We start from the raw sequence: 25,552 nt of genomic DNA on the forward strand, positions 1-25,552 counted from the left end.
GAAACGCCCTCGACTCCATACGTCAGTTGCGATCGGATCCGGCCGCTTGACGCGAAGACGCTCGGCGCCGCACGTGCACTGCCGATTCAGGCGCCAAGCAGTTCCACGTCGAACTTCAGCGTGGCATTGGGCGGAATGACGCCACCGGCGCCGCGTGCGCCGTAGCCGAGGTTGGCCGGAATGATCAGCGTGCGCTGGCCGCCTTCCTTCATGCCCTGCACGCCTTCATCCCAGCCCTTGATGACCATGCCGCCGCCCAGCGGAAAGATGAAAGGCTCATCGCGATCCTTGCTCGAATCGAACTTCGCGCCCTGCACACCGTTATCAAACAACCAGCCCGTGTAATGCACGGTCACGTTGCGGCCGGGCTGCGCTTCCTTGCCCGTGCCGACGACGGTGTCTTCGTACTGCAGGCCGGACGGCGTGGTGATGGAGGTCATGGGGGGATCCTTGTCGAATGCGGAAACGGGCGCGCAGTTTAGCGGGTACGTCGGAAGCCGGATTCTTCCGCAGTTCGAGCGTCCCCGGCCTCGCGTCGCAGCTTCAAAGCGCCAGGTACTCCTCGGCCGCAAAGTCCCTGATGAAATCCCGTGCATCCGCTTCGGTTCTACCGTCCCCCGAATTGCGCAGACGCTCCAGCATTTCGCGGTACGCCTTCGTCCCGGTGAACATCCTGAACTTCTCAGCCCTGTAGGCCTCGAACGCTTCGGCGGATAGATGGAGATGCTCCAGCACGCGCCCGGATGCGACTCGCAGCACTTGATAGCGCTCGAACGTGGAGCCGTAGCCCATGTGGACGTAGTTCTTCACTTGGCCCTCCGGCACAACGAGCGCGCCGCTGTACCAACTCGCGACCACTCGCTGGGACGCAGGGAAAAGCGTAGGCAAAATGCTCTTTTCGGCATCTTCGCGGCTCTCACCGACTGCAATGCGGACAGTGACGTCTTTCAGGACCAGCTGGCCGTCTGAGATCTCCCAGTGAGCGACGTAGCCACGCCAGTTCGCGGTAGACCACATGGCGTCCCGCGGCGGTTTCCAGTTCCGCTCGCGTAGATACGAGGCCAATGGATTGGTGTGAAGCAAGTGCGCCTCGCCATCGATCTGGATACGGTCGGCCACCTGCGCCGTCGCCAACGCGCCTCCAGGCAGCAGCATTGCGAACAACATCGTGACTGCACACATTGCTCTTAACATCGCCCCCCCAGGATTCACCGCGTTAGATTTTGGCCGCAATCTGCCACCATTCTCAAACAGATAATTGAAGTCGAACCGGCGCCTTGAGCCCTTGAGCCGGTAAGTGAACCTGACACCGTTAACTCAAGTGCCAACGGTCTCAGCAGCATGCTCGCGTTGAACAATCAGCGCTTCGTCGAGCAGGTAGCCATAGAACTGCAACCGCCTGCGGAACTCGGCGCCGGCCCAGCCGATCACCCAGAGGATCGCAGCCATGATCGCGAAGAACGACATCCAGCCGGGCAATGTCAGCAGGTCTCGCCAGTTGCGCAGCACGACGAACAGCGACAACAGAAGTGGCAGCAGACCGAGCCGCTCGACACCGCCAATCAGCATGATCAGCCGCGACCCCAGGCGTTCGTACGCCATCCGCGCAGCGCGCGCCTGCGCTTCCAGCTCACCCCTGGGGTACGCGGCAAGCCGTGTCGCCAACGCACGGAACTCACCGACATCATGGTCGACCTGTGCGATCAGCCCTTGCCGATGCGTACGGACCTCACGCCACAGCACGAAAACGTTGCGCACGAACCCCGGGGCGAATCCGATCGCCATGACGATCAGCCCGGCCTTCGACATCCAGACCATCCACTGTGCCGGCGCGAACCACTGGATCAACAGCGAGGGCAGCAAGCCCAGCACTGCACCCAGAACGCCAACCAGCGTCCAAGGGCGAATCCACTGCGGCGTGTTGAGCGTCGCGACCGGCCCGTCGGGCACAGCCTCGATTTGGGCGTCCAGCAATGCGAATGTCAGGGGCGCCTGATCCATGGCCTCGTCTCGTCCCCTCAGTTAAAATAAAAAATATAAGTGAAACTGACCCCGTTATTTCTAGTAAAGCCCGCTATCCAAGTCATCCAGCAGCGAATCGATTGTTTCATCGACACCGACCGCTTTCCTCCGCGCCAGTTCGTACATTCCCTTCAATAAATTATACGGAGCTTCAATACCCTCAATCGTTTCATCACTTATCTCTTCGACAGCGCCGCCAAGAGAATTTAAGATCGAGATAATTACCTCTTCCTCCCCTCGATTTCGACGACTCTCGCGCACGAGAATTCTCACCGTACTGCGAGGAAAAGAAACTTGATACACGCCTTGACGTTCGGTTTCCTCCCAAGGAAGAGAGCCCTCATTCGTCTTGTCTGCTAGCGCCACGACAAGCCGCGCCAATTTCATATCGCTCATTAATGCGTCTCCGTGTGCGCAGATTCCACAAGGTAGACCTGCAGCTGATCAATTGATTTGGTAATTTGAGCATTTAGTCGAGGCACGTTTGCAGCGAACTCCACCTCTGAAACACCTTGATCAATTAAACGCTCAACTCCCGCAAGCCGGGTGACTAATCCCTGCAAAGATTTCTGCACATCATCGCTGTTAAATATCGGTCCATTTCTTAGCGAAACAATACTAAGCCTCAGCGCCTCATAGCGCGCCGGCAGAACTTCAACAGCGCCAGTTCTATGCAGCGTCTTTAATTCACTAAGCGCTTTTATGATATGCGTTAAGTCAACAACTGCGCTTGATCTCAAGCTTGCGTCGCGTGCACGTTCCGCTGATTCCTTCGCACTCATCGACGCCAATCGCGCGCGTCGCGCCTCCCGAATCGAAAAAGCAACTCCTACCAACGTGAGAGCGAAGCCCCCTACACTCACGACGTCCATTATCTGCATGCAACTGGCCCTTTACCTAGTTCAGCCGCATTTCGAGTAACCACAGTTCAAACAAGTCGCACACCCATCCATCAGCACCAGCGCCTTCGTGCTGCACTTGTGGCACATGGTCGCGGACGGCGGGAAACTCGCGCCGTCGCCGGTGATTTCGATGTCTTCGGGGTGATCGTCGGCGCTGCTGGGCGCGCGCGGCGCGCCGCTCACGTCACTGTTTTTTTTTGAGCCTTCGCGCTGGGCGATCTGCTTGCGCTTCTCGGCGATCAGGGCTTTCTGCGCGTCGGACATTTCCGGGTCGTGCATCATGCCTATCGATTTGAGGTGGTCCTCGACGATCATGCCGAGCTCGGCGACCAGCGACGGCATGTACACGCCACCGGCCTTGAAGTAGCCGCCCTTGGGGTCGAACACGGCGCGCATTTCCTCGACGAGGAAGGTCACGTCGCCGCCCTTGCGGAACACGGCGGACATGATGCGCGTCAGCGCGACGATCCACTGGAAGTGGTCCATCGACTTGGAGTTGATGAAGATCTCGAACGGGCGACGCTGTTCGTGCTCGGAGCCGGCGTTGAGCACGATGTCGTTGATCGTCACGTACATGGCGTGTTCGACCAGCGGGGATTTGATCTTGTAGGTGCTGCCGATCAGGACGTCCGGGCGCTCGATGCGCTCGTGCATGTGGATGACGTCGGCCTTGGGGAGTTCCGCCTCGACGATCTCGCGTGGGACGGACGTGCCTTCGACGGGCTTGTCCTCCGGCTTGACGACGGCGTATCCGGTGATCTTGCGGTCGATCTTGACGGCCATGGCGGGTGTCCTGGGTGGGGCGGTTGTCGGTACGGCTTGGGACGCGTTCGGCGGCGACGGGCAGCTGTCGCGACGGATGTTCTGGAGGATGGGTGGTGCGTGGTTCGGGATTGGGACGTCGTCGTTCCTTCACCCCAACCCCGCTCCCATTGGGAAAGGGGCGTTAGAACTGAGTGGTGGAGATCGGGACGTCGTCCCTCCCTCACCCCAACCCCTCTCCCGGAGGGAGAGGGGCTTTGAAGCGGATGGATCAGGCCTTCTTCGACGCGCGCTTGGTGGCGCCCTTCTTGGCGGCGACCGAACGCTTGGCGGTCTTGACCGTCTTCTTGGCGACGCCCTTGCGGGCGGCGACGCTGCGCTTGGCGGTCGCGGTCTTGGCGGCGGCCTTCTTGGCGACCTTCTTCACCGCTTTCTTGACGGTCTTCTTGGTCGCGTTGACCTTGCGGGTGGTCGCGGCCTTCTTGGCGGCGGTCTTGCGGGTCGCCGACTTCTGGGTGGCGGCCTTCTTCGCCGGTGCCTTCTTGGCGACCGACTTCTTGGCGACTGCCTTCTTGGCCGTGGCCTTCTTCGCGGTGGCCTTCTTCGCCGTCGTCTTCTTGGCGGTCTTCTTGGTGGCCTTCTTCGCGGCGGTCTTGCCGGCGCCCTTGCGCTTGAGCGCGGCGATCTCGGACGAGGCGGCGCTCTTGGCGGCGGCGAGCTTCTTCTTCACCGCGGTCACGCGCTTGCTCACGGCCTTGCTCGCGGTTTCGGCGCGCTTGGTCGCGGCCTTGCGCACCTTGGTGACGCGCTTGGTGACGGTCTTCTCTGCGTCCTGCGCGCTCTTCTTCGCGGATTTCGCGACAGCGTTCGCGCGTTTCTTGACCTCTGCGACGATTTCCTTCGCCTTCTCGGCGACGTCTTCGGCGGCGTGCGTCAGGGTGTCTGCAACCCCGTTTCCGTTACTCATTATCGGTGTCCTCGTCAGTGAACTTTACGGAGCACTTCGTCCGCGGCGGAAATGTAGCGCGAAGCCGGTGCACAGGGGAGCAGCAATTGCGGAGACGACGGTGATGCCACTGCACAGCGTGTTGCCGTTTCCGCGCCGGCGTTGCCGCCGACGCGTCGCGGCACGGCTCAGAACTTGCCGTAATACCCTTCCTTCAACGCGTCGAACAGATTGGCGGCGGTGTGCATTTCGCCGTCGTATTCGATCTGCTCGTTACCCGCGACTTCCAGCACCTCGCCGCCTTCCAGCTCGAAGCGGTAGGTGGTGTTGGCCAGATCCGCCTCCTTCACCAGCACGCCCTGGAACGCCGCGGGGTTGAAGCGGAACGTGGTGCAGCCCTTGAGGCCGCGCTGGTGGGCGTAGCGGTAGATGTCCTTGAAGTCCTCGTACGGGTAATCCGTCGGGACGTTCGCGGTCTTGGAGATCGAGCTGTCCACCCAGATCTGCGCGGCGGCCTGCACGTCGACGTGCGCCTTGGGCGTGATGTCGTCGGCGGCGATGAAGTAGTCCGGCAGCTGCGCATCGGCATCGTCCGAGTACGGCATGGCCTTCGGATTGACGAGTTCGCGGTAGGCCAGCAGCTCGAACGAGAAGACGTCCACCTTCTCCTTGGACTTCTTGCCTTCGCGGATCACGTTGCGGCTGTAGTGGTGCGCGAACGACGGCTCGATGCCGTTGGAGGCGTTGTTGGCCAGCGACAGCGAGATGGTGCCGGTGGGCGCGATCGAGCTGTGGTGGGTGAAACGCGCGCCGGACTCGGCCAGCTGGTCGACGAGATCGGGCGCGACCTCGGCGATCTTCTGCATGTAGCGCGAGTACTTGGCGTGCAACACCTTGCCGGGAATTTCCTGGCCGAGCTTCCAGCCGTCCTTCGCCATTTCCGGGCGCTTGCGCAGCATGGCCGCGGTGACTTCGAAGCGCTCTTCCATGATCGGCGCCGGGCCTTTTTCCTGCGCCAGGGTCAGGCCCGTTTCCCAGCCGGCGACGGCCATCTCGCGCGCGATGCGCTCGGTGAACTCGCAGGAATCTGGCTCGCCGTATTTCATCTGCAGCATGGTCAGCGTGCTGCCGAGACCGAGGAAGCCCATGCCGTGGCGGCGCTTGCGCAGGATCTCGTCGCGCTGCTTCTGCAGCGGCAGCCCGTTGACCTCGACCACGTTGTCGAGCATGCGGGTGAAGACGCGCACGACTTCCTTGTATTCCTCCCAGTCGAAGCGCGCGCGCTCGGTGAAGGGCTCGCGCACGAACTTGGTGAGGTTGACCGAGCCGAGCAGGCAGGCGCCATAGGGCGGCAGCGGCTGCTCGCCGCAGGGATTGGTCGCGCGGATGGTCTCGCACCACCAGTTGTTGTTCATCTCGTTGACGCGGTCGATGAGGATGAACCCCGGCTCGGCGTAGTCGTACGTCGAGACCATGATCATGTCCCACAGGTGCCGCGCGCGGACCTTGCCGTAGACCTTGCAGGCGACGAGGCCATCGTCGCGGGACACGTAGCCTTTGGTCTGCGGCCATTCGCGCCAGATCACCTGCTCGGCGTCGGCGAGATCGAAATCGCCGGTTTCCTTCTCGTTGATCGGAAACACCAGCGGCCAGTCGGCGTCGGTGTCGACGGCGTCCATGAACCCGTCGGTGATCAGCAGCGAGAGGTTGAACTGGCGCAGGCGTCCGTCCTCGCGCTTGGCACGGATGAAGTCGCGCACGTCGGGATGGCTGACATCGAAAGTGCCCATCTGCGCGCCGCGACGACCGCCGGCGGAACTGACGGTGAAACACATCTTGTCGTAGATATCCATGAAGGACATCGGGCCGGAGGTGTACGCGCCGGCGCCGGCGACGAACGCGCCCTTGGGCCGCAGCGTGGAGAACTCGTAGCCGATGCCGCAGCCGGCCTTCAGCGTGAGGCCGGCCTCGTGGACCTTCTCGAGGATGCCGTCCATCGAATCGACGATGGTGCCCGACACGGTGCAGTTGATCGTGCTGGTCGCGGGCTTGTGTTCCAGCGCGCCGGCGTTGGAGGTGATGCGGCCGGCGGGAATCGCACCGCGGCGCAGCGCCCACAGGAACCGTTCGTGCCAGTGGCGCTGCTTCTCGACGGTGGTCTCGGCTTCGGCGAGCGCCTTCGCCACGCGCTGGTAGGTGCCGTCGATGTCGGCATCCACGGCCACGCCCTGCTTGGTCTTGAGGCGGTACTTCTTGTCCCAGATGTCGTCCGACGCGGGCTGCATCGGAATTTCCGGACCGGGATCGGACTTCACCGCCGCGAGGCGAACCGTGCTCATGCTGCTGTGCGCTCCTGGAATCGCGCCGGTGTGGACCGGTCGCCTGTCGTGTACGTGTTGCGGACGCGAGCGGACCGTCGGCGCATCAGGCGCCGTCGATCCGTGCGGAATTCAAAACAGTGGTGCGGGTGCAGGCGCAGTGCCGGTTGCGGCCGGGCGCCGTCGTCTCCCTGGCGTTCGAACCCATCGCGTGCATCCCCTTTGCTGCGAAGTGTCGCTGACCGTTGAAAGCCCCATGTGTTGGGAATTTCCAACGCCGACACCCAATATGTAGTGGCGGCAACGGGGGTCCACGCTACGCCCGGACTCCGATCGGTGTCAACCGGAAATCCGGGCGACCGGCGATTGTCGGCAGGACCTATGACAGATGTCGCCGCGGGTATTGCGGCGCATCATCTGAATGCGGCTTTCAACACCGATTCAAACGCTGCGGGCCACACTGCTGGCCCCGCAGACGGTGCTTCGAGACCGTCTTCGACCCGTTTTCCACGCTCCGGCGTCGATCATCCGACGCACTGCCGACAGGGGACGCTCCATGCGCGCCAAGACCACACTTCTCGCCCTGACCTGCGCCGCCGCGTTCGGCGGATTCGCCGCAACCGCGATCCGCGACGTGGTGCAGCAACCCGCGGGCGCGACCCCGGCCACGGTTGCCGCGGTGCCGACGATGGCCGCCCTGCCTGCAGCGGTCGACGGCGCGCCGCTGCCGTCGCTGGCACCGATGCTCAAGACGGTGACGCCGTCGGTGGTGTCGGTGCATGCCAAGCAGCGCGTGCGCGTGAGTCCGTTCGGCAACGACCCCTTCTTCCGTCGCATGTTTCCCGAGCTCGACCAGGAGCGGATGAACGAGTCGCTGGGTTCGGGCGTGATCGTCGATGCGCAGCAGGGCTACGTGCTGACCAACCACCACGTGATCGAAGGCGCGGACGACGTGTCGGTGACGCTGTCCGACGGCCGCACGGTGGAGGCGGAATTCATCGGCTCGGACGTCGACACCGATGTCGCGCTGATGCGGATCAAGGCCGACAACCTCACCGCGATTCCGCTGGCGCAGGACGCGAATCTGCAGGTCGGCGATTTCGTCGTCGCGGTGGGCAATCCGTTCGGATTCGGGCAGACGGTGACCTCGGGCATCATCTCCGCGGTGGGCCGCAGCAACGTGCCGGGCGTGGGGTTCCAGAACTTCATCCAGACCGATGCGTCGATCAATCCGGGCAATTCCGGCGGCGCGTTGGTGAACCTGCGCGGTCAGCTGGTCGGCATCAACACCGCGAGCTTCAACACGCGCGGCAGCATGGCCGGCAACATCGGCCTGGGCTTCGCGATTCCGATCGGCCTGGCCCGCAACGTGATGATGCAGCTGGCGACGACCGGCAGCGTGCAGCGCGGCACGCTGGGCATCGACACGCAGACGGTGGATGCGCGCATCGCGCAGGGCCTCGGTCTCGACACGCCACGCGGCGCGGTGATCACGCGCGTCTACGGCGGTTCGCCCGCAGCGCGCGCGGGCCTGCGCACCGGCGACGTGGTGGTGGCCGCGAACGGCGAGCGCATCGACAACAGCGAATCGCTGCGCAACTTCCAGGGCCTGCAGGCACTCGATACGCCGGTGACGCTGGACGTGTTGCGCGACGGCCGCACGGTGAAGATCGACACGCGCCTGACCGCACTGCCGCGCGACGGCGCGAGCGTGGATGCGCGTCTGGCCGGCGCGATGTTCGCCGACCTGCCGGAAGCATTGCGTCGCCAGAACCAGCGCGCCGGCGGCGTGCTGGTGGAGGCGGTGGAAGCCGGCAGCCGCGCGTTCCAGAGCGGCCTGCGCGAAGGCGATCTGATCCTCGCGGCGAACAGTGGCCAGTTCCGTGATCTCGCGGGTTTCCGCGACTCGCTGGCCGACCGTCCGTCCGATCTGGTGCTGCGCATTTCACGTCGCGGACGCATCGCCGACGTGATCATGCGTTGACCCAATCCCCCGTGCCGCGCGCTCTGCGCGGCACCGTTCAACTGACAGGAGCACGACCATGAGCCCCACTTCGACCGACGCGGTGAAGACCCATCTTGGCGAGGCAGGTTCGCACCTTGCCCAGGCCGCCCGCGATGCAGGCGCCGCGGTCAAGAACGCCGCCAGCGTGGCCGGTGACGAGCTCAAGCTCGGCCGTGCGACCGTGAAGTCCGACCTCGCCGATTCCGCGATCGCCGGTGTCGCCGCGTTCGAGGAAGGTGGCACCGCCGCCAAGGAACAGTACGACGTGCTGCTTGACAAGGGCCGCGATCTGGTCGAAAGCGCTGCGGACCTGATCCGCGAGCGTCCGATCGCCGCATTCGGCACCGCGTTCGCGGCCGGCTGGATCATCGCCAAGCTCGCGCGCAGCAAGTAAGCGCGGCGTTTCGTGACCGAGCGCGTGACCGGGGAAGACCCGCGCGAGGAACCCGCCGGCAGCGCACATCGTGCGCCCGGCGAAGCACCGCACCTCGACGAAAGCATCCGCCGCATCCGTGCGGCGGCCACTGAAACCTTCAGCTCGGGCCTCGACAGCGGCCGCGCCCTGCGCAAGCTGGTCGCGGCCGACATGGCGTTGTCGCGCAGTGCCCTCGGGCGTGCGCTGGCGTGGTCGGCGGTATCCGTCGTGTTCGGCGCATCGGCGTGGTTGCTCGCGATGGGCGCCGCGATTGCATTGCTGCAGTCGTGGGGGCTGTCGTGGCTGGCGTCGATCTCGATCGCCACGTTGATCAGTCTGGTCGTCACCGCGATCGCCGCGTGGCGCGTCTCGGTGTTCTTCGACTATGCCGGCATGCATGCGACGCGACGCCAGCTGTCGCGTCTGGGCATGTTCTCCGAAGCCGGACACGATGATGACGAGGATGAGGACGAGACGTCCTTGCCCGCACGCGCATCCGACAAGGCGAAGGCGTCATGAATTTCGAAGGCCTCAAGAACCGCGTCGAACGCGCGGAATCACTGGTGGACGGTCGCGTGGTGCAGACCACCGACCGCTACCGCGCCCTGAGCACGAGCTGGCGCGAAGCCTGGACGCCGCCGCGCATTCTTATCGCCGGTCTGGTGATGGGCTTCGCGACCGGTCATCTCGAGCCGCGGCGCGCATTGACCAAGCTCGGCAAGCTGGGCGGTCCGAAGTCGATCCAGTTGATCAGTGCCCTGTCGGGCCTGCTGACGTCGGTGCAGGCCACCGTGGCCGCGGCGACCGCGGAGAAAGCGGCCGAAACCGCGGACGACGCGGCGCAGACGGCCGATGCGGCTGCGGATAATGTCGCAGCCAAGACGGACGGCTCGGCGGACACGCAGGCCGCCGCGGCTGCAGGCGCTGCCGCGGCGGCGCAGGTGGTGTCCTCGGGCGCCACGCAGACCCAGCGTGCAACGCCATCGGGTGCCACGCCCGAGGCGGGCACGTCGGCACCGCGCACGGATCGCGGGCGTCCCGATCCGGTGCTGTCGGAGCAGCCGCGTCCCGCGGAAGCGGCGACCGAGCTGTCGGAATCCGGGCGCTGAGCGCCCGATTCCCGGACCGCCAATGAGCACACCCATCAGTCCCCCGCCGGAGGACGACGCGCCGTTGCCGGCGCCGACACCGGTCACCCCGCGCCCGCGTGCATCGACCGCCGTCATCGTGCTGGCCACGCTCGCCGTGCTGGCGACGCTGTGGGCGGCGCAGACGGTGATCCTGCCGATCCTGCTGGCGGTGTTCTTCGCGCTGGTCGGCAATCCGGTGCTCCGCGCGCTGCGCCGGCTGTGGATTCCGCGCTTCGTCGGCGCCCTGCTGGTGCTGACACTCGGCATCGCCGGTGCCGGCGCACTCGGCCTGCAACTCTACGGCCCGGCCAGCGAATGGGTGCAGCAGGCACCGAAAACCCTGCGCACGCTCGCGCCGCGCCTCAAGGCGATGACGCAGCCAGTGCACCAGGCCAGCCAGGCCGCCGAATCCTTCGCGCGCGCCACCGAGGACCGCCCGCAGCGCCGCGTGCAGCTCGTGCAGATCCAGGACAACAGTTCGTGGCGCACGATCGTCGCGACGCCGAAGATGCTGGCCTCGGTGCTCGCCGTCGTGCTGCTGACGTTCTTCTTCATGGTCTACGGCGAGAACCTGCAGCGGAACGCGATCGCGATGCTGCCCGATCGTCAGCGCCGCAAGCTGACCGTCGACATCATGCAGTCCATCGAACACGAGATCTCGCGTTACGTGCTGACGATCTCGATCATCAACACGCTGCTGGGCGCGGTGTTCGCCGGCGTGCTGTTCTGGATGCAGCTGCCGCTGCAGGACGCCCTGCTGTGGGGCACGGTGGTCGCACTGCTGAACTTCGCGCCCTATGTCGGTCCGCTGATCGGCGTGCTGCTGATGCTGCTGGTGGGCTTCGTCAGCTACGACGGCACCTGGCCGAACGCGGCCTGGGCACCGGTGATTCCGGCGGCGGTGTATCTGCTGCTGCATACGATCGAAGGGCAGTTCGTCACCCCAATCGTGCTCGGCCGCCGCATGGCGATCTCGCCGCTGATGCTGATCCTCGCGCTGATGCTGTTCGGCTGGATGTGGGGCATCGTCGGCCTGCTGCTGGCCGTGCCGCTGATCGTCTGCGTGAAGCTGGTGCTGGCGCGCGTGGAAGGCTTCGAAGGCTGGGCGCGCCTGCTGGCCTGACCCGTGCCGGCGCTGCCGGCACGGGCCCGATCCTCACCAGCTGAAACCGGCGCCTGCCGACACGCTGCTCTCGCCGCCGGCGACGGCGCCGCCGAACGAAATGCTCGCGCGATTGCCGATCGCACGCTGGTAGCCGACGGCGATCGCCTGCTCACCGCCCTGCCCGCCGACGCCGACGCCCACGCGGTTGCGTCCGGCCAGGCCTGCCGTGTTGAGCGCCATGCCCGCATACGCACCGCTCATCGCCCCCATGCGATCGATGCGGCGATCCTGGTGCCGCAGGCGCTCGTCGACCTCGCCGCGCAGCGCCGAGAAATTGTCTTCCCAGGCGGCGAAGCGGCTATCGGTGTAGGCGTTGGCGCTCTGCAGCGTGCGCGCATCGCCTGCGTTCACCTGGGCCACATTGGCCGCATCGCTATTGCGGACGCCCTCGGCGACGTTGGTCACGCGGCGCTTCTGATCCGCATTGCCGACCGACACCGTATTCGCCTCGTCGGCGATCGCGCCCTGGCCGAGTGCGACTGCGCCTGCGGCGCTCGCGCGCGCGCCCTGTCCCACCGCCGTCCCCGAGGCCGCCTCGACGCGCGCGTCGGCACCGACCGCGACGGCATTGGATGCATGGGCCGTGATCGAGGCGTTGCTGCCGACCGCGGTACTGCCCTCGGCCTCGACGATCGCGCCATGTCCGACCGCAGTGTCGTTGCCGTCGATCGCGACGCTGCCGTTGCCGACGGCCAGGCCGTCGCCGTGGCCGGATGGCGGTGCAGTGCCGCTGCCACCGCCGCCGGTTTCCAGCGCGCCGATGCGGCCGTCGAGTCCGGCGATGACACCGTCGAGCGCACCCAGTGCGTCGCCGACGTTGCCGTAGAAGCGGCCCTGGACGGTGAACACACTGCCGATCAGGCGGCCACCGGCATCGACGACGGTGCCGCCGCCGAACGCGGTCGCCGCCGATTGCATCGCCGCGTGCACCTGCGCGCCGTTCACCGCATCGCGGCTCGACGCGTCGATCGCACCCGCGGCGACATTGCCCAGGCGCGTGCCGCCCTCGCCCGCCAGCGTGACGCTGTCGCGCTGCGCGTCGTCGTAGGCCACCGCATTCGCGGCCACGCCTTCGATGTCGCCGATGCGGTCCTCGATGCCGTCGACCCGGCCTTCCACCGCGCCGACGCGCTGGTTGGTGTCGAACAGCTGGTGGCCGGTCACCGCATCGGTGCTGTCGGCCGCGAGCTCGCCGTCGGCGAGATTGGTCAGCACCGTGCCCTGCGCGCCGGCGAACGTCACCCGGCCGCGGCTCGCGTCGTCGTAGCCGATCGCGCTGTCGGCGACTTCGCCCACGCGCGCGGCGACGGCGCTGAGCTGGTCGAAGTTGACCGCATCGGTGCCCTGCGTGCCGGCGGCGAGGTTGACCAGTTGCCGTTCCGCGCCGGCGGCGCCGATCGACACCGTATTCGCACGATCGGCGAATGCGCCGGCGCCGAGCGCGACGCTGCCGATCGCGGTGGACCACGCGTCGACGCCCAGCGCCAGACTGCCTTCGCCATCGGACTGGCTGCGGAAGCCCAACGCCACGCTCTGCACGCCAAAGGCGCGCGCGACCTGGCCGAGCGCGGTGGCGCTGTCGGCGAACGCGCCGGCGCTGCCGCCGACCGCCAACGAGCGAATCGCACCGGCCGCAGCGCCGTGGCCGATCGCGGTCGAATGATCGGCCGCCGCTGTCGCCATCACGCCGATCGCCGTCGTCGAATTCCCCTGCGCGCTGCCGGAGATCGACACCGATTCCTCGCCGCCGGCATAGGCGCCCGCGCCGATCGCGGTCGACGCGTATTCCAGTGCGCGCGCGCCGGCGCCCACTGCGGTGCTCTCGCGGCCGGAGGCGATGGTCGAGAACTCTTCCATCTCCCAGGTTTCGCCGTTCATCACGTAGTACTGGCCACCGATGGCGGTGGCGCTGTCGGCAGAGGCCTGCGCACCGGCGCCGAATGCGCTGGCGTAGTCGGCCGACGCCGCGCTGTTGAAGCCGATCGCGGTCGTGTGCTTCTCGTATGCGAACGCGCCGCTGCCGAACGCGGACGCGCCGATCGACGCGGCGAGCGCACCGGATCCGGCGGCCGTGCCGTAGTCGCCCATCACGGTCGCGGGCTGCTGGTTGTCCGGGCCGCCGGTCGCTTCGAAGAATTCGGCGTACCGGGTCGCCTCGCGCAGCTGGCCGAGGTTCACCGCGTCGGTGTCCTCCGTGCCGGCAGCGACGTTGACCAGCTGGCGCTCCGCACCGCCGGCGCCGATGGAGACGGTGAAGTCGCGATCGGCGACGGCGTTGGCACCGAGCGCGACACTGCCGGTCGCGATCGAGAACGCATCGGCGCCGAGCGCCATGCCGCCCTCGCCGACCACCAGACTCCGGAAGCCCAGTGCCACGCTCTGCGTGCCATAGGCCTGGGCCACCTGGCCGAGCGCGGTGGCGCTGTCGCCGAACGCCGCACTGCTGCCGCCGACCGCCAGCGTGCGCATCGCACCGGTCGTGGCGCCCTTGCCGATCGCGGTCGAATGGTCGGCGCCCGCCGTCGCCATGACACCGACCGCGGTCGTCGAATCGCCGCGCGCACTGCCCCCGATCGACACCGACTCCTCGCCGGCGGCATAGGCACCGGCGCCGATCGCCGTCGACTGGTACGCCAGCGCGCGTGCACCGGCGCCCACGGCCACGCTCTCGCGGCCCGATGCGATGGTCGCGAAGGCTTCCATTTCCCAGGTCTCGCCATTCATTACGTAGAGCTGGCCGCCAATGGCGGTCGCACTGTCGGCGGCGGCCTGCGCGCCGGCGCCAAACGCGCTGGCGTAGTCGGCCGATGCCGCGCTGTCGAAGCCGACCGCGGTCGTGTGCATCGCCTGCGCCGCCGCGCCGCTGCCGAACGCCGATGCACCGGGTGCGTTCGCGATCGCGCCGGAGCCGGCGGCCGTCGCGAATGCGCCGGTGGCGGAGGCACCGGCATCGCCGTCGGCCTGGAAGTACGGATCGATACCGGCCTGCGGGGCGGCGTCGGCCTCGGCGTCGGCGCTCGCCTCGTCGGGCTCGGACGACGTCGAAGGCGCCGGCGTCGCTGCAGCGGCGGGCTGTCGCGTCGCATCCGTTGCGGTCTCGGAAGTCTGCGCGCGTGCCTGCGGCAGGACGGCAACAAGTGCGGCAATGGCGAGCGCCAGGGTCGTACGGGTCATGAAGGGTCTTCTCTCGGTGGGACACGGTGGCGGCGGAACGGGCATTCCACCTGCGTCGCCGCGCTGTGCGGCACGCCCGATCCTTGGCGCACGGCGCCGGAGAAGACCATTCCTGACGCGTTACCGATCCATTACATCTCCATTTTTCCGTTTGCGTTCAAAGGTCTGCGCCGCCGCGTGGCGGCAGCGCAGGCGGCGTCTGCAACGCGGCCGGGATGGCCCGCTCGCCGGCCAGACGCTTCGCATCCTGCAGCGCGATCGACCAGGCATCGACCTGTCCGATCGCATGCAGCAGCCGGGTCTGCAGCAACGCCAGGTCGAAATCCTGGCGCGCCCAGGGCGCGATGCGGCCGACCAGCGCCGTCGCCTCGGCCCGGTCGTCGTGCGCCAGCAGCCAGGTCGTGCCGGCGTAGACGGCCTGCGCGACCTCTTCGGGCACGCCGTCCTGCTCGGCACGCGCCACCGCGACGCGGTAGGCGTGGCCGGCATCGGCATCGCGGTCCTGCGCCTGCGCGGTCATCGCCACCAGCAGCCAGTCCCAGGCATAGCCGGTGTCGTCGGAGGCCGGGCGCGGGGCGTCGTCGGCGCGCAGCGGGAGGTCGGCTTCCAGCGCCGCCTGGTGCCGCATCCAGCGCACCCGGAACAACCGTTCCGCCCGCGCCTCGGGATTCCACCGGGCCAGTACGCGGTCGGCGAGCCGGACGGCCGCCGCGGGATCGCCGCGGCGCCAGGCCATCTCGATCCGCAGGGCATCGGCGCGATGCAGATCGCTGTTGAGCGTCGGGCCGGCCGCGTCGGCGCCCAGCATCGATTCGGCGGCGGCGAACGCGCCCTGCCGGATCATCGCCTCGGCGCGGCCCAGGGCGATGTTGGTCAGCTGGCTCGGATCGGAAATGCGCGCGCGCAGCGCCCAGGCCTGTTCGATGCTCGCGCGCGCGTCGTCGGGCTGCAGCAGCAACAGCTGCGTTTCGGCCAGTGCCACCGACATCGACACCAGCTCGTAGATCGCGCCGAAGCGTCGGAACTCGCCGAGCGTGCGGGCGATGTATTCCGCCGCCTGCGCCGGGCGGCCACGCACCTTTTCCAGAAACCCCAGGCTCGCATCGACCCGGGCGACGGCCAGTGGATCGCCGGTGCGCACGGCCAGGATCCGCGCCTGGCCCAGATCCTCCAGCGCACCGTCGTAATGGCCGAGCAGCGAGCGGACCATGCCGCGGCCGTTGAGCGCATCGCCGCGAAGCACGATGTCGCCCGCAGGGCCGACCAGCGCCAGCACTTCGGTGTAGTCGCGCTCGGCGGCGACGCGATGATCGAGCCGGCGGTCGATCCCGGCCCGCAGCAGCAACACCTGGGCGCGGAACAGCGGCGTGTCGGCAGCCTCGATCCGCAGCAGCCGCTCGACCTCGTCGCGGACCTTCGGATACAGACCGGCGCGGAAATCGACCTGTGCCAGACGCAGCCGCAGGCCTGGATCATTGCGCTGCGCGGGCGGCGCCTCGGCCAGGATGCGCCGGGCCGCGTCCAGCTCGTTGCTCAGCAATGCGGCCTGCGCGCGCTGCAACCGTTCGCTGAGGCCCGCATCGACGTCCGGCCCGGTGGCATCCCGGCCCAACGCCGCCAGCAGACGGCCGCAGGCCTGATCGGCCGCGCGCACCAGATCGGCGTGCTCGCCGTAGGCGTGCCGTGACGCATCGTCGCGACCTTCGGCGGTGATCTCGACCCGCCAGCCCGAGCCGCGGCGCATCGCCCGGCTGTGCACCACCCAGTCGCCGGCCACTTCGTCGCGCAGGCGCGCGGGTTCGATGCGCTCGCCGTCGTGCGCATGCATCAGCGACAGCACGCTTTCACTGGCGGCCACCGGCAGGCCGGCGCGGCGCAGGCGATCGCCGATGAAATCCATCAGGCCCAGTCGCGCCCACGCGATGTCGGCGGTCTGGTCGAGTTCGGTGGGCAGCACGATGAACGCGCCGGCACCCGGCTGCGGCGCGGCATCGGGGCGCGGCCGGGCGGTCGTCCACCACCACGCTGAAGCCGCCAGCAATGTCACCGCGACCAGCACTGCGATAGCGGACAACAGGCGTCCGCGGCGCGCAGGCGCGGTCGGCACGGGCTCGCCGACCGGCGATGCAGGCGCCGCGACGTCGGACGCCGGCGCGGGCGGCGCGACCTGCACCGCAGCCGCCACCGGCGTCACCTCGGCCACCCAGCGGAACCCGAAACTCGGCACCGTGCGGATGACGCGCTGCTCCTGGCCGTCGTCGCCGACCGCGCGGCGCGCACGCAGGATGATCTGGCTCAGCTGCGCATCGGAGACGTTGTCGCGGGCGAAGATCGCCATCGCCAGTTCGTCGCGCGAGACCGCGCGCTCGCGATGTTCGAGCAGATACTGCAGACAGGCGAACACACGCGCCGGCACCACGACCACGACGCCGTCACGGCGCAGTTCGCGTGCATCGAAGTCGAGCAGGGACTCGGAGAATCGGTAGGCGTTCGGCATCGGAATCGGAGATGGCGAGCCGCCCTTTGCCACCGCGGCCGGCCGGTGACGGCTTCAGCGCGTCCAGTATGACCCAAGGTGGTCGCCGTGCCCGCGGCGGCTCCGGTCCGTGAACCCGTGCCGGAGGCGCGTTGCGGCCACTCGTTACAATGGGCCCATGACGTTCCCCATCCGCGCCATCACCCTCGATCTCGACGACACCCTCTGGCCGTTCGCGCCGATCGGGGCGCGGGTCGAGCAGACGCTCGATGCGTTCCTGCGCACGCACAGCCCCGCGACCGCGGACATGTATCCGATCGAGAAGATGCGCGATCTGCGCACGCGGGTGTTCGCCGAGAACGCGCATCTGATGCACGACCTGTCCGCGCTGCGGCAGCTGACCATCGAACACGCGCTGCGCGACAGCGGCGGCGATCTCGGTCTGCTGGATGCCGCGTACGAGGTGTTCTACGCCGAACGCAACAAGGTCGAGTATTACCCCGACAGCCTGGCCGCGCTCGAACGCATCGCCGCGCGGGTGCCGGTGGCGGCGGTGACGAACGGCAACGCGGATCTCGATCGCGTGGGCATCGGTCATCTGTTCGCGTTCACCCTCGGCTCGCGCGAACACGGCGTCGCCAAACCGGACGCGAGCATCTTCCACGCCGCCTGCGATCGACTCGGCTGCGCGCACGGCGACGTGCTGCACGTCGGCGACCACATCGAGATGGACGTCGCCGGCGCCGCGCGCGCGGGCCTGCGCACCTGCTGGATCAATCGCCAAGACCGGCGCTGGGAACATCCGACGCTGACGCCCGATCTCGAATTCGACACGCTCACCGCGCTCGCCGACTGGCTCGATGCCGCTCCGGCCATCGCCGACCGCACCTGACTCCGGCTTACCCATGACCGACACCACGACCCACCTCTTCGCCACCGCTTCGCAGGACGCGCGCCCGCTGCACATCGTTACACGTGAGGGCTACGCGGCCTGGCGCGACACGCAGCCGGCCCTCGTGCAGGCCTGGCTCGATGCGCAGGCCTTCGATGCGGCGCCCGGTGCGCTGGCATTGCTGCCGGGTGACGGCGGCCTCGACGGCGCGGTGATCGGCATCGGCGATGCACGCGATCCGGACAGCTACGCGCATGCGGTCTACGGCCTGCCGGAAGGCGACTGGCGCGTGGCCGGTGCGCACGATGCGGCGACGCTGCAGCTGGGCTGGGGACTCGGCGCGTACCGCTTCACCCGCTACAAGACGACCGCGCGCAAGCCGGCGCGACTGGCCGTGGACGCGGCCGATGCCGAGACCGTCGACGTCATCGCCGCGACCACGCGCGTGCGCGATCTGGTCAACACGCCGACCGAGCACATGGGCCCCGAGCAGATGGAAGCGGTGGTCCGCGAGATCGCGCAGACGCATGGCGCAACCTTCGACAGCATCGTCGGCGACGCACTGCTCGAGCAGAATTTTCCGGCGATCCACGCGGTCGGCCGCGCCTCGCATCGCGCGCCGCGCCTGCTGCATCTGAGCTGGGGCGACGCCGCGCATCCGCACATCGCGATCGTCGGCAAGGGCGTGTGTTTCGACACCGGCGGCCTCGACCTCAAGCCGGCCGACGGCATGCGCAACATGAAGAAGGACATGGGTGGCGCGGCGCACGCGATCGCGCTGGCCGAGCTGGTGATGTCGCGCAAGCTGCCGCTGCGCATCACGTTGCTGGTGCCGGCGGTCGAGAACGCGATCGGCCCGGATGCATTCCGTCCCGGCGAAGTCATCGCCACGCGCAAAGGCATCAGCGTCGAGATCGACAACACCGATGCGGAAGGGCGTCTGGTGCTGTGCGATGCGCTGACCTTCGCCGGCGAGCAGTCGCCGGACACGATCCTCGATTTCGCTACGCTCACCGGCGCGGCGCGCATCGCGCTGGGCCCGGACCTGCCGGCGCTGTTCTCCAACAACGATGCGCTGGCGAACGCCTGGATCGCGGGCGGCGAAGCGACGCGCGATCCGGTGTGGCGCATGCCGTTGTGGCGGCCCTACCTGCGTTACCTCACCAGCGGCATCGCCGATCTCGCCAATGCCGGCTCACGCATGGCCGGCGCAGTCACCGCGGCGCTGTATCTCGAACGCTTCGTGCCGGCGGAGACGCCGTGGGCGCATCTCGATACCTACGCCTGGAACGACAGCAGCCGCGCGGGCCATCCGCAGGGCGGCGAGGCGCTGGGCCTGCGCGCGGCGTGGGCGCTGCTGAAGTCGCGCGTCTGAGGCTGCGTCAGCGCAGCCAGCCGCGACGCGCGGCGCCGCGGGCGAACAGCCACATCGACGCGACCACCAGGATCAGCAGCAGCGGCAGGCCCAGCCCGCGCAGGCCGGTCAGCGCCCAGACCGGCGTCAGCGCGTAGCTGGCGACCATCTGCACGACGATCGCGATGAACGACACCCGCAGCGCGGGCTCGGCCCAGCGGCGCGCGAACAGCAGCGCGATCGAACCGGCCGTGCCGGCCAGCGTCGCCAGACCGAACACACCGTAGATCCACATCGGCATCGCCGCATTGATCTGCTGCTGGTCGAGCGGCAGCGCCGCGCGCTGCTCGGGCGACATCGACACCTGCAGCGCGAACACCAGCAGGCCGAACAGGTTCCACAGCAGCGCGGTCAGCGCGACCACGCGGGCGCCCAGCGGCATGGGGGTCTGCATCGGTCGGTCCTCGGTGTGCGCGGCGGTGGCATAGCGTAGCAGCGGCGGCGCATGCGCCCGCCGGCCGTCCGCCGCCTGAAGCGGACGCGCCGCGCGCGAACGCGAGGTTCCCGCGGGCGTCGCCGACAGGCGAAAATGGCGGCTTCGCCGGGGAACCCCCGGTCCTTCGCCCGGTCCCCGATGAACGCTTCGACGCCGCTGTCCCCCAACGAGATCCGCAGCCTGTTCGCGCAGGCGATGTCGCGCATGTATCGCGACGAGGTGCCGCTGTACGGCACGCTGATGGAACTGGTGTCGGAGGTGAACGCCGCGACGCTGGCGCGCGATCCGTCGCTCTCCGCGCGCCTGCAGCGCAGCGATGCGCTCGACCGTCTGGATGCCGAGCGTCATGGTGCGATCCGCGTCGGCACGCCGCGCGAACTTGCGACGCTGCGGCGCCTGTTCGCGGTGATGGGCATGCATCCGGTCGGCTACTACGACCTCGCCGTCGCCGGCGTGCCGGTGCACGCGACCGCGTTCCGCCCGGTCGACGCCGCGGCGCTCGCGCGCAATCCGTTCCGGGTGTTCACGTCCCTGCTGCGGCTTGAACTGATCGAGGATGCCGCGCTGCGCGACGCGGCCGCCGCGATTCTCGAAGCGCGCGAAATCTTCACCCCGCGCGCGCTTGAGCTGATCGAACGCTTCGAGCAGGCCGGTGGCCTCACTGCCGACGAAGCCGCCGAATTCGTCGCGCAGGCGCTGGAGACCTTCCGTTGGCACAGGGAAGCCACCGTGTCGCACGCGACCTACCAGGCGCTGCTGTCCGCGCATCGCCTGATCGCCGACGTGGTCTGCTTCCGCGGCCCGCACATCAACCATCTGACCCCGCGCACGCTCGACATCGACGCCGCGCAGGACGCGATGCAGGCGCGCGGCATCCACGCCAAGGCGGTCATCGAAGGCCCGCCGCGCCGTCGCTGCCCGATCCTGCTGCGCCAGACCAGCTTCAAGGCGCTGCAGGAGCCGGTGCTGTTTCCCGCCGGCGACAGCGCCGACGCCGGCACGCACACCGCGCGCTTCGGCGAGATCGAGCAGCGCGGCCTCGCGCTGACGCCCAAGGGCCGCGCCCTGTACGACAGCCTGCTCGCGCGTGCACGCGAGGCAGGCGGCGCCGGCAGCACCGGCGACTACGGCACGCGCCTGGCCGCGGCGTTCGGCGACTTCCCGGATGACGACGACGCGCTGCGTCGCGAAGGCCTCGGCTATTACCGCTACGCGCTGACCGATGCGGGTCGCGCGGACCCGTCGGCCGTCGCGCGCGGCAGCGTCGACGATGCGATCAGTGCGGGACTCGTGACGGCAGACCCGGTCGTCTACGAGGATTTCCTGCCGGTCAGCGCGGCCGGCATCTTCCAGTCGAATCTCGGCGGCGGGGAACAGCGCGCGTTTGCGGCGCAATCGAATCGTGACGCGTTCGAAGCGGCGCTGGGTGCGCAGGTGCACGACGAGTTCGAGATCTATGCGCGGATCGAGCGGGATTCGCTAGTGGCGGTGGGGCTGGCGGGGTAAGAGCCCTCGACGCTCCAAGCCCTCCCCCGCCTGCGGGGGAGGGTTGGGTGGGGGCAATCCGCCTGACGCTAGAAACCCAAGCACGTGCGTCGACAACTTAGGCAAATGATTTCCGCGACCTGATCGTTCGCCCCCATCCCAACCTTCCCCCACCAGTGGGGGAAGGAGCTGCCGGTCGCACGCGTCAGGCAACCCGTGTCCTACAACCACCCCTTCTGCCGCGCCAGCCGATACGCCTCGATCCGGTTGCCGACGCCCAGCTTCCCGATCGCTTCCGACAGGTAATTGCGTACGGTGCCGTGCGAGAGCTTCAGCTGCGCGGCGATCTCGCTGGCGCTCATGCCCTGCCCCGCGAGCCGCAACGCCTGTCGCTCGCGTTCGCTCAACGGGTCGGGCTCGCTCCAGGCTTCCAGCGCGAGTTGCGGGTCGATCGCGCGGCCGCCGTCGTGGACGCGGCGCAACGCATCGGCGAGTTGTTCGGCCGGCGCGTCCTTGAGCAGATAGCCACCGACGCCGGCATCCAGCGCGCGGCGCAGGAAACCCGCGCGGGCGAAGGTGGTGACGATGACCACGCGGACCGGGAGTTCGTGGCGCTGGATGCGCTGCGCGAGTTCGAGACCGGTGAGGCCGGGCATCTCGATGTCGGTGACGAGGATGTCGGGCGACAGGCGCTGCAGTTCGCGCCAGGCCGATTCGCCGTCGCCGACGCTGCCGACCACCGACAGATCGTCTTCGAGATTCAGCAGCGCCGTCAGCGCGCCGCGCAGCATCGACTGGTCCTCGGCGATGAGGATGCGGAGCGGCGCTTCGGACGTGGGCATGCGCGACATGGCAGTGACGGTAGCAGCTGGACGACGGTCGAAAGGAACGGAGGTGCGTGCGTTGCGGATCAGCCGGCAGCGCCGAGCGGAATGCGCGCATCGATCCGCGTGCCGTCGGCCCCGCTGTCGATGCGCAACTGCCCGCCCAGTGCTTCGATGCGCTCGCGCATGCCCGACAGACCATTGCCGGGCACGATCGCGCCGCCGCGACCGTCGTCGCTGACCTGCAGCCGGATCGCGTCGCCTTCGCGCGAGAACTGCGCCTGCGCCGTGTGCGCATGCGCGTGCCGCTGCAGATTGGTCACCGATTCGCGCAACGTCATCGCCAGCGCCGTCTCCACCGCAGGCGACAGGCCGGCGCCGGCAACGTCCGCATCGAGGCTGTAGCCGAAGGCCACGCCGTCGGTCTCGAGCAGCAGGCGCGCGGATGCGAGTTCGGCTGCGAGCCCCGCAGCGCGGATGCCGCTGACGGCCTGCCGCACCTGCGTCAGCGCATCGCGGGCGATGCCGCCGACCTCGCCGATCTCGCGCTGGGCGCCGGTGGGATCGCGTTCGACGAGCCGCGCGGCGAGATCGGCCTTCAGCGCGACCATCGACAGTGTGTGACCGAGCAGATCGTGCAGATCACGGCCGATGCGTTCGCGCTCGCCCACGGCAGCCAGCCGGCGCACCTCGTCGTGCGACAGGCGCAGCGCGGCGTCCTGCCGGTTCTTCAGCCTCTCCACGTGCACCAGCAGGCCGATCATCACCGTCGTCACCGGCATCCAGGCCAGCGCCGCCCATGGATAGCCGAGCACGCGCGCCCAGGTCATCAGCACCGCGTTGAACACGATCAGCGCGAGCACGTAACGCCATACCGACGTGCGCGACAACGCGCCGAGGAACACACAGCCGAACACGAAGTAGCTGAGGCTCGACACGTACCAGGGCAACAGCGTGAAGCACAGCGCGATCATGCCGAGCGCGCACCACGGCGAACGGCGCGCCGGCAACAGCAGCGCACCCGCGTACAGGGCGATGAAGACCGGGTACGACAGCAGGGTGATCAGCAGCCAGCGCAGGTCGTAGCCCTGCGGCGAGAACATCGGCACGACGAACACCCAGACCGACCACAGCACGTGGACGCCTTCGCTCCACGCCGGGCGGCCCTGACGCAGCGCGCAACCGATGATCGAATCCGGCGCAGGTCGCAGACCGGCGAAGGTGCGCAGCGGTGCCGGGCTCGGAAGCGTGTCCATGTCGCGCAGCCTAGCCATCTCGAGTGTCCGCCAGAAGGGGCGGCTGCCCTGCGCCGTGCCGATCCGCCTGCATCTCAGTGCAGCTCGACGTCGTCGAGTGCGAAGGCGTACGTGCCTTCGGGCTGACCGGCGGTCCATGCGATGCCGCGTACCTGCGACAGGTCCGCGCCGGCGAATCCGTCGAGCGGCAGTCGCACTTCGGTCCAGCCGCGGCCGGCCTCGAAGCTCTGCATCGCCGGCATCGCGTTCGGCGATGCGCCGGAGAACAGCAGGGCGCTGTAGCGGCGCCCGTCGCCGCGCACGCGGAACACGAGCGTCTTGCGCGACGACAGATCCGCGGGCTGCATCGCCTGCGCGGCCGGGAAGAAGATCACGCCCGACCACGGAAACGCGAAGCCCGGTCTGATCTCGCCGGTGACCGACAGCGCCCCGGCCGAACCGTCCGCGCCGCCGTCGATGCGCGCGTGCGCAACGGTGGAGGCGCCGCCGGCCATCTGGTCGGTGGTCGGCGCCCAGCTGCCGAAGCGGGCATCGAGTCCGGTGTCGAAATCGCTGATGCGGGTGTCGTCCGGCACCGCGCCAGCGACCGCCGCAGCCGCGGGCTGCGTGCGTTCGACGCGCGCGCCGTTCTTCCACACGGTGTCGATGCGCCGCGTCGCGGTGATGTCCTCGAGCGGGTTGCCGTCGACCAGCACCAGATCGGCGCGCAGACCCGTCGCGATGCGACCGCGGTCGGCGATGCCGAAGCGCGTGGCCGGCGCGGACGTCGCTGCGACCAGTGCCTGCTGTGGCGTCAGCCCGGCCTGCACCAGCAACGCCAGTTCGCCGTGCAGGCTCGCGCCCTGGGCGGTGCCGGAATTGGGGGCATCGCTGCCGGCGAGGATCGTCACGCCTGCCGCGTGCAGCCGACGCACGCTGTCGATCGCATCGGTGAGGCGCTGCGGCTTCGGGGCGGTGGACATGCGCGCGCCGAGGCTGTCGCGCTGCTCCGGCGTGAGCCACGGCGACAAGGCGGGATCGGCCGCGAGCCGACCGCCTGCATCGGTGCCCGCCACCGAGGCGATCACCACCAGCGTCGGCACGACGAACACGTCGCGACGCGCGACCTCGGCGACGAAGGCGTCGTCGACCACGGCATCGTCGGTGACGTGCACGAAGCCGTCGATGCCGGCATCCAGCACCGCGCGGGCACTGTCCTGCGTGGACACGTGGGCGACGGCGATGCGCGTGTGCGCATGCGCGGCATCGACGACGGCGCGCACCTGCGCGGCGGTCAGGGTCGGCAACCTGCGCGTGCCGCCGTAGCCGCTGAGATCCTCGACGATCAGCTTGATGAAGTCGTCGCCTTCGGCCACGCGGGCGGCGATGAAGGCCGGGATGTCGGTGTCGGCATCGACGGTCGGCACCGGGAATCCGAACTGCGTGCCGTGCCCACCGGGCGCGGTGATCGCATAGCCCGCGGCCCACAGGTCGGCCTGCGTCGCCGGCGCGATCGACTCGCGTTGCGCGCGCAGCGCCGGCAGGCGCTCCGGCATGCCGTGCATGTCGAACGCGGTGGTGACGCCGAAGCGCAGCATGTCCTGCTGCGCGTTGCCCCAGGCGTGCACGTGGGCGTCGATCAGACCGGGCAGCAGCGTCTTGCCGGCCGCGTCCACCACGGTGACGCCGTCCGGCACTGCGACATCGGCGCCGACCGCTTCGATCAGTCCGTCGCGCACGAGTACCGTGCCGCGTTCGATGACCTCGACGCCATCGAAGATGCGGGCGTTGCGGATGGCGAGCCGGCCTTCCGTCACTGGCGCCGCGGTCGAATCCGTCCCCTGTTCGCGCCCGGCGACGGCCACCGCGGCGCCGAGCACCGCCACCAGTGCCACTACCGCCGCGACGCCGGGCCAGCGACGCTGGCCCTGTCGATTCGTCTGTGTCATTA

Annotated in this window: 21 protein-coding genes and 1 pseudogene; 8 read left to right on the top strand and 14 right to left on the bottom strand. The window is 68.4% G+C overall.

Annotated elements, in window-relative coordinates; genetic code table 11:
- Positions 1–86 precede the first annotated feature (86 nt).
- The 8 genes from AC3A5T_RS05390 to AC3A5T_RS05425 all read right to left on the bottom strand — a co-directional run bounded on the left by AC3A5T_RS05390 (position 87) and on the right by AC3A5T_RS05425 (position 6,971).
- The gene (locus AC3A5T_RS05390; RefSeq protein WP_487627682.1) at positions 87–440 is read right to left on the bottom strand and encodes an FKBP-type peptidyl-prolyl cis-trans isomerase; all 354 of its coding nucleotides are present in this window, start codon (positions 438–440) and stop codon (positions 87–89) included.
- A gap of 103 nt (positions 441–543) precedes the next feature.
- Complete coding sequence (locus AC3A5T_RS05395) at positions 544–1,155, bottom strand: hypothetical protein (RefSeq protein ID WP_487627683.1); 612 nt, start codon at positions 1,153–1,155, stop codon at positions 544–546.
- 162 nt (positions 1,156–1,317) lie between these two features.
- Positions 1,318–2,001 carry a hypothetical protein gene (locus AC3A5T_RS05400; RefSeq protein ID WP_487627684.1) on the bottom strand — a complete coding sequence of 228 codons (684 nt, stop codon included), beginning with the start codon at positions 1,999–2,001 and terminating at the stop codon, positions 1,318–1,320.
- A 60-nt stretch (positions 2,002–2,061) separates the two neighbouring features.
- On the bottom strand, positions 2,062–2,418 hold the full coding sequence (locus tag AC3A5T_RS05405) for a hypothetical protein (protein ID WP_487627685.1): 357 nt from the start codon (positions 2,416–2,418) through the stop codon (positions 2,062–2,064).
- Positions 2,418–2,804 carry a hypothetical protein gene (locus AC3A5T_RS05410; RefSeq protein WP_487627686.1) on the bottom strand — a complete coding sequence of 129 codons (387 nt, stop codon included), beginning with the start codon at positions 2,802–2,804 and terminating at the stop codon, positions 2,418–2,420. The genes AC3A5T_RS05405 and AC3A5T_RS05410 overlap by 1 nt, the downstream gene beginning before the upstream one ends.
- Before the next feature lie 120 nt (positions 2,805–2,924).
- Complete coding sequence (locus AC3A5T_RS05415; protein ID WP_487627687.1) at positions 2,925–3,707, bottom strand: TSCPD domain-containing protein; 783 nt, start codon at positions 3,705–3,707, stop codon at positions 2,925–2,927.
- A gap of 250 nt (positions 3,708–3,957) precedes the next feature.
- Positions 3,958–4,653 (bottom strand): hypothetical protein, encoded by a 696-nt coding sequence (locus tag AC3A5T_RS05420; protein ID WP_487627688.1) that lies wholly within the window; start codon positions 4,651–4,653, stop codon positions 3,958–3,960.
- 167 nt (positions 4,654–4,820) lie between these two features.
- Positions 4,821–6,971, bottom strand: coding sequence for an adenosylcobalamin-dependent ribonucleoside-diphosphate reductase (locus AC3A5T_RS05425; RefSeq protein WP_487627689.1), 2,151 nt, complete (start codon positions 6,969–6,971; stop codon positions 4,821–4,823).
- 535 nt (positions 6,972–7,506) lie between these two features.
- Between AC3A5T_RS05425 and AC3A5T_RS05430 the strand changes: the two genes are divergently transcribed.
- The 5 genes and pseudogenes from AC3A5T_RS05430 to AC3A5T_RS05450 all read left to right on the top strand — a co-directional run bounded on the left by AC3A5T_RS05430 (position 7,507) and on the right by AC3A5T_RS05450 (position 11,623).
- Positions 7,507–8,934 (top strand): Do family serine endopeptidase, encoded by a 1,428-nt coding sequence (locus AC3A5T_RS05430; protein ID WP_487627690.1) that lies wholly within the window; start codon positions 7,507–7,509, stop codon positions 8,932–8,934.
- Positions 8,935–8,992: 58 nt separating this feature from the next.
- On the top strand, positions 8,993–9,349 hold the full coding sequence (locus AC3A5T_RS05435) for a hypothetical protein (RefSeq protein WP_232134162.1): 357 nt from the start codon (positions 8,993–8,995) through the stop codon (positions 9,347–9,349).
- Between the two features lie 24 nt (positions 9,350–9,373).
- A pseudogene (locus tag AC3A5T_RS05440) lies at positions 9,374–9,832 on the top strand (phage holin family protein); the annotation flags it as partial.
- Positions 9,833–9,885: 53 nt separating this feature from the next.
- Entirely contained in the window at positions 9,886–10,479 is a 594-nt protein-coding gene (locus AC3A5T_RS05445) for a protein sip-5 (protein WP_487627691.1), read from the top strand.
- Between the two features lie 22 nt (positions 10,480–10,501).
- Positions 10,502–11,623, top strand: a complete 1,122-nt coding sequence (locus tag AC3A5T_RS05450; RefSeq protein WP_487627692.1) for an AI-2E family transporter — start codon at positions 10,502–10,504, stop codon at positions 11,621–11,623.
- A gap of 33 nt (positions 11,624–11,656) precedes the next feature.
- Here the strand turns inward: AC3A5T_RS05450 and AC3A5T_RS05455 are convergent, their stop codons facing one another.
- Together AC3A5T_RS05455 and AC3A5T_RS05460 are read right to left on the bottom strand one after the other, a co-directional pair.
- Positions 11,657–14,839 carry a YadA-like family protein gene (locus tag AC3A5T_RS05455; protein WP_487627693.1) on the bottom strand — a complete coding sequence of 1,061 codons (3,183 nt, stop codon included), beginning with the start codon at positions 14,837–14,839 and terminating at the stop codon, positions 11,657–11,659.
- Between the two features lie 157 nt (positions 14,840–14,996).
- Positions 14,997–17,336: a winged helix-turn-helix domain-containing protein gene (locus AC3A5T_RS05460; RefSeq protein ID WP_487627694.1), complete on the bottom strand. Its 2,340-nt coding sequence runs from the start codon at positions 17,334–17,336 to the stop codon at positions 14,997–14,999.
- 157 nt (positions 17,337–17,493) lie between these two features.
- On the opposite strand from AC3A5T_RS05460, the gene AC3A5T_RS05465 reads away from it, so the two are divergent.
- Together AC3A5T_RS05465 and AC3A5T_RS05470 are read left to right on the top strand one after the other, a co-directional pair.
- Positions 17,494–18,207, top strand: coding sequence for an HAD family hydrolase (locus AC3A5T_RS05465; protein WP_487627695.1), 714 nt, complete (start codon positions 17,494–17,496; stop codon positions 18,205–18,207).
- A gap of 13 nt (positions 18,208–18,220) precedes the next feature.
- Positions 18,221–19,582 (top strand): leucyl aminopeptidase family protein, encoded by a 1,362-nt coding sequence (locus AC3A5T_RS05470; RefSeq protein ID WP_487627696.1) that lies wholly within the window; start codon positions 18,221–18,223, stop codon positions 19,580–19,582.
- 7 nt (positions 19,583–19,589) lie between these two features.
- Here the strand turns inward: AC3A5T_RS05470 and AC3A5T_RS05475 are convergent, their stop codons facing one another.
- Complete coding sequence (locus AC3A5T_RS05475; protein WP_332079350.1) at positions 19,590–20,015, bottom strand: hypothetical protein; 426 nt, start codon at positions 20,013–20,015, stop codon at positions 19,590–19,592.
- 180 nt (positions 20,016–20,195) lie between these two features.
- Here AC3A5T_RS05475 and hglS point away from each other — a divergent pair, with 180 nt between their 5' ends.
- Positions 20,196–21,563: a 2-oxoadipate dioxygenase/decarboxylase HglS gene (gene hglS, locus AC3A5T_RS05480; RefSeq protein ID WP_487627697.1), complete on the top strand. Its 1,368-nt coding sequence runs from the start codon at positions 20,196–20,198 to the stop codon at positions 21,561–21,563.
- Between the two features lie 200 nt (positions 21,564–21,763).
- On the opposite strand, the gene AC3A5T_RS05485 is transcribed toward hglS, so the two are convergent.
- From AC3A5T_RS05485 to AC3A5T_RS05495, 3 genes are all read right to left on the bottom strand, one after another.
- Entirely contained in the window at positions 21,764–22,384 is a 621-nt protein-coding gene (locus tag AC3A5T_RS05485; RefSeq protein ID WP_487627867.1) for a response regulator transcription factor, read from the bottom strand.
- A gap of 68 nt (positions 22,385–22,452) precedes the next feature.
- Positions 22,453–23,622, bottom strand: a complete 1,170-nt coding sequence (locus AC3A5T_RS05490) for a sensor histidine kinase (protein ID WP_487627698.1) — start codon at positions 23,620–23,622, stop codon at positions 22,453–22,455.
- A 74-nt stretch (positions 23,623–23,696) separates the two neighbouring features.
- Positions 23,697–25,550, bottom strand: a complete 1,854-nt coding sequence (locus tag AC3A5T_RS05495) for a CIA30 family protein (RefSeq protein ID WP_487627699.1) — start codon at positions 25,548–25,550, stop codon at positions 23,697–23,699.
- Positions 25,551–25,552 lie beyond the last annotated feature (2 nt).

This window comes from Luteimonas sp. Soil_C_16 (assembly GCF_057657295.1).

What these genes read in the sequence shown, in the direction of transcription:
- AC3A5T_RS05390 (WP_487627682.1), bottom strand. Translation starts at nt 440, where the DNA reads ATGACCTCCATCACCACGCCGTCCGGCCTGCAGTACGAAGACACCGTC.
- AC3A5T_RS05395 (WP_487627683.1), bottom strand. Translation starts at nt 1,155, where the DNA reads ATGCTGCTGCCTGGAGGCGCGTTGGCGACGGCGCAGGTGGCCGACCGT.
- AC3A5T_RS05400 (WP_487627684.1), bottom strand. Translation starts at nt 2,001, where the DNA reads ATGGATCAGGCGCCCCTGACATTCGCATTGCTGGACGCCCAAATCGAG.
- AC3A5T_RS05405 (WP_487627685.1), bottom strand. Translation starts at nt 2,418, where the DNA reads ATGAGCGATATGAAATTGGCGCGGCTTGTCGTGGCGCTAGCAGACAAG.
- AC3A5T_RS05410 (WP_487627686.1), bottom strand. Translation starts at nt 2,804, where the DNA reads ATGAGTGCGAAGGAATCAGCGGAACGTGCACGCGACGCAAGCTTGAGA.
- AC3A5T_RS05415 (WP_487627687.1), bottom strand. Translation starts at nt 3,707, where the DNA reads ATGGCCGTCAAGATCGACCGCAAGATCACCGGATACGCCGTCGTCAAG.
- AC3A5T_RS05420 (WP_487627688.1), bottom strand. Translation starts at nt 4,653, where the DNA reads ATGAGTAACGGAAACGGGGTTGCAGACACCCTGACGCACGCCGCCGAA.
- AC3A5T_RS05425 (WP_487627689.1), bottom strand. Translation starts at nt 6,971, where the DNA reads ATGAGCACGGTTCGCCTCGCGGCGGTGAAGTCCGATCCCGGTCCGGAA.
- AC3A5T_RS05430 (WP_487627690.1), top strand. Translation starts at nt 7,507, where the DNA reads ATGCGCGCCAAGACCACACTTCTCGCCCTGACCTGCGCCGCCGCGTTC.
- AC3A5T_RS05435 (WP_232134162.1), top strand. Translation starts at nt 8,993, where the DNA reads ATGAGCCCCACTTCGACCGACGCGGTGAAGACCCATCTTGGCGAGGCA.
- AC3A5T_RS05445 (WP_487627691.1), top strand. Translation starts at nt 9,886, where the DNA reads ATGAATTTCGAAGGCCTCAAGAACCGCGTCGAACGCGCGGAATCACTG.
- AC3A5T_RS05450 (WP_487627692.1), top strand. Translation starts at nt 10,502, where the DNA reads ATGAGCACACCCATCAGTCCCCCGCCGGAGGACGACGCGCCGTTGCCG.
- AC3A5T_RS05455 (WP_487627693.1), bottom strand. Translation starts at nt 14,839, where the DNA reads ATGACCCGTACGACCCTGGCGCTCGCCATTGCCGCACTTGTTGCCGTC.
- AC3A5T_RS05460 (WP_487627694.1), bottom strand. Translation starts at nt 17,336, where the DNA reads ATGCCGAACGCCTACCGATTCTCCGAGTCCCTGCTCGACTTCGATGCA.
- AC3A5T_RS05465 (WP_487627695.1), top strand. Translation starts at nt 17,494, where the DNA reads ATGACGTTCCCCATCCGCGCCATCACCCTCGATCTCGACGACACCCTC.
- AC3A5T_RS05470 (WP_487627696.1), top strand. Translation starts at nt 18,221, where the DNA reads ATGACCGACACCACGACCCACCTCTTCGCCACCGCTTCGCAGGACGCG.
- AC3A5T_RS05475 (WP_332079350.1), bottom strand. Translation starts at nt 20,015, where the DNA reads ATGCAGACCCCCATGCCGCTGGGCGCCCGCGTGGTCGCGCTGACCGCG.
- hglS (WP_487627697.1), top strand. Translation starts at nt 20,196, where the DNA reads ATGAACGCTTCGACGCCGCTGTCCCCCAACGAGATCCGCAGCCTGTTC.
- AC3A5T_RS05485 (WP_487627867.1), bottom strand. Translation starts at nt 22,384, where the DNA reads ATGCCCACGTCCGAAGCGCCGCTCCGCATCCTCATCGCCGAGGACCAG.
- AC3A5T_RS05490 (WP_487627698.1), bottom strand. Translation starts at nt 23,622, where the DNA reads ATGGACACGCTTCCGAGCCCGGCACCGCTGCGCACCTTCGCCGGTCTG.
- AC3A5T_RS05495 (WP_487627699.1), bottom strand. Translation starts at nt 25,550, where the DNA reads ATGACACAGACGAATCGACAGGGCCAGCGTCGCTGGCCCGGCGTCGCG.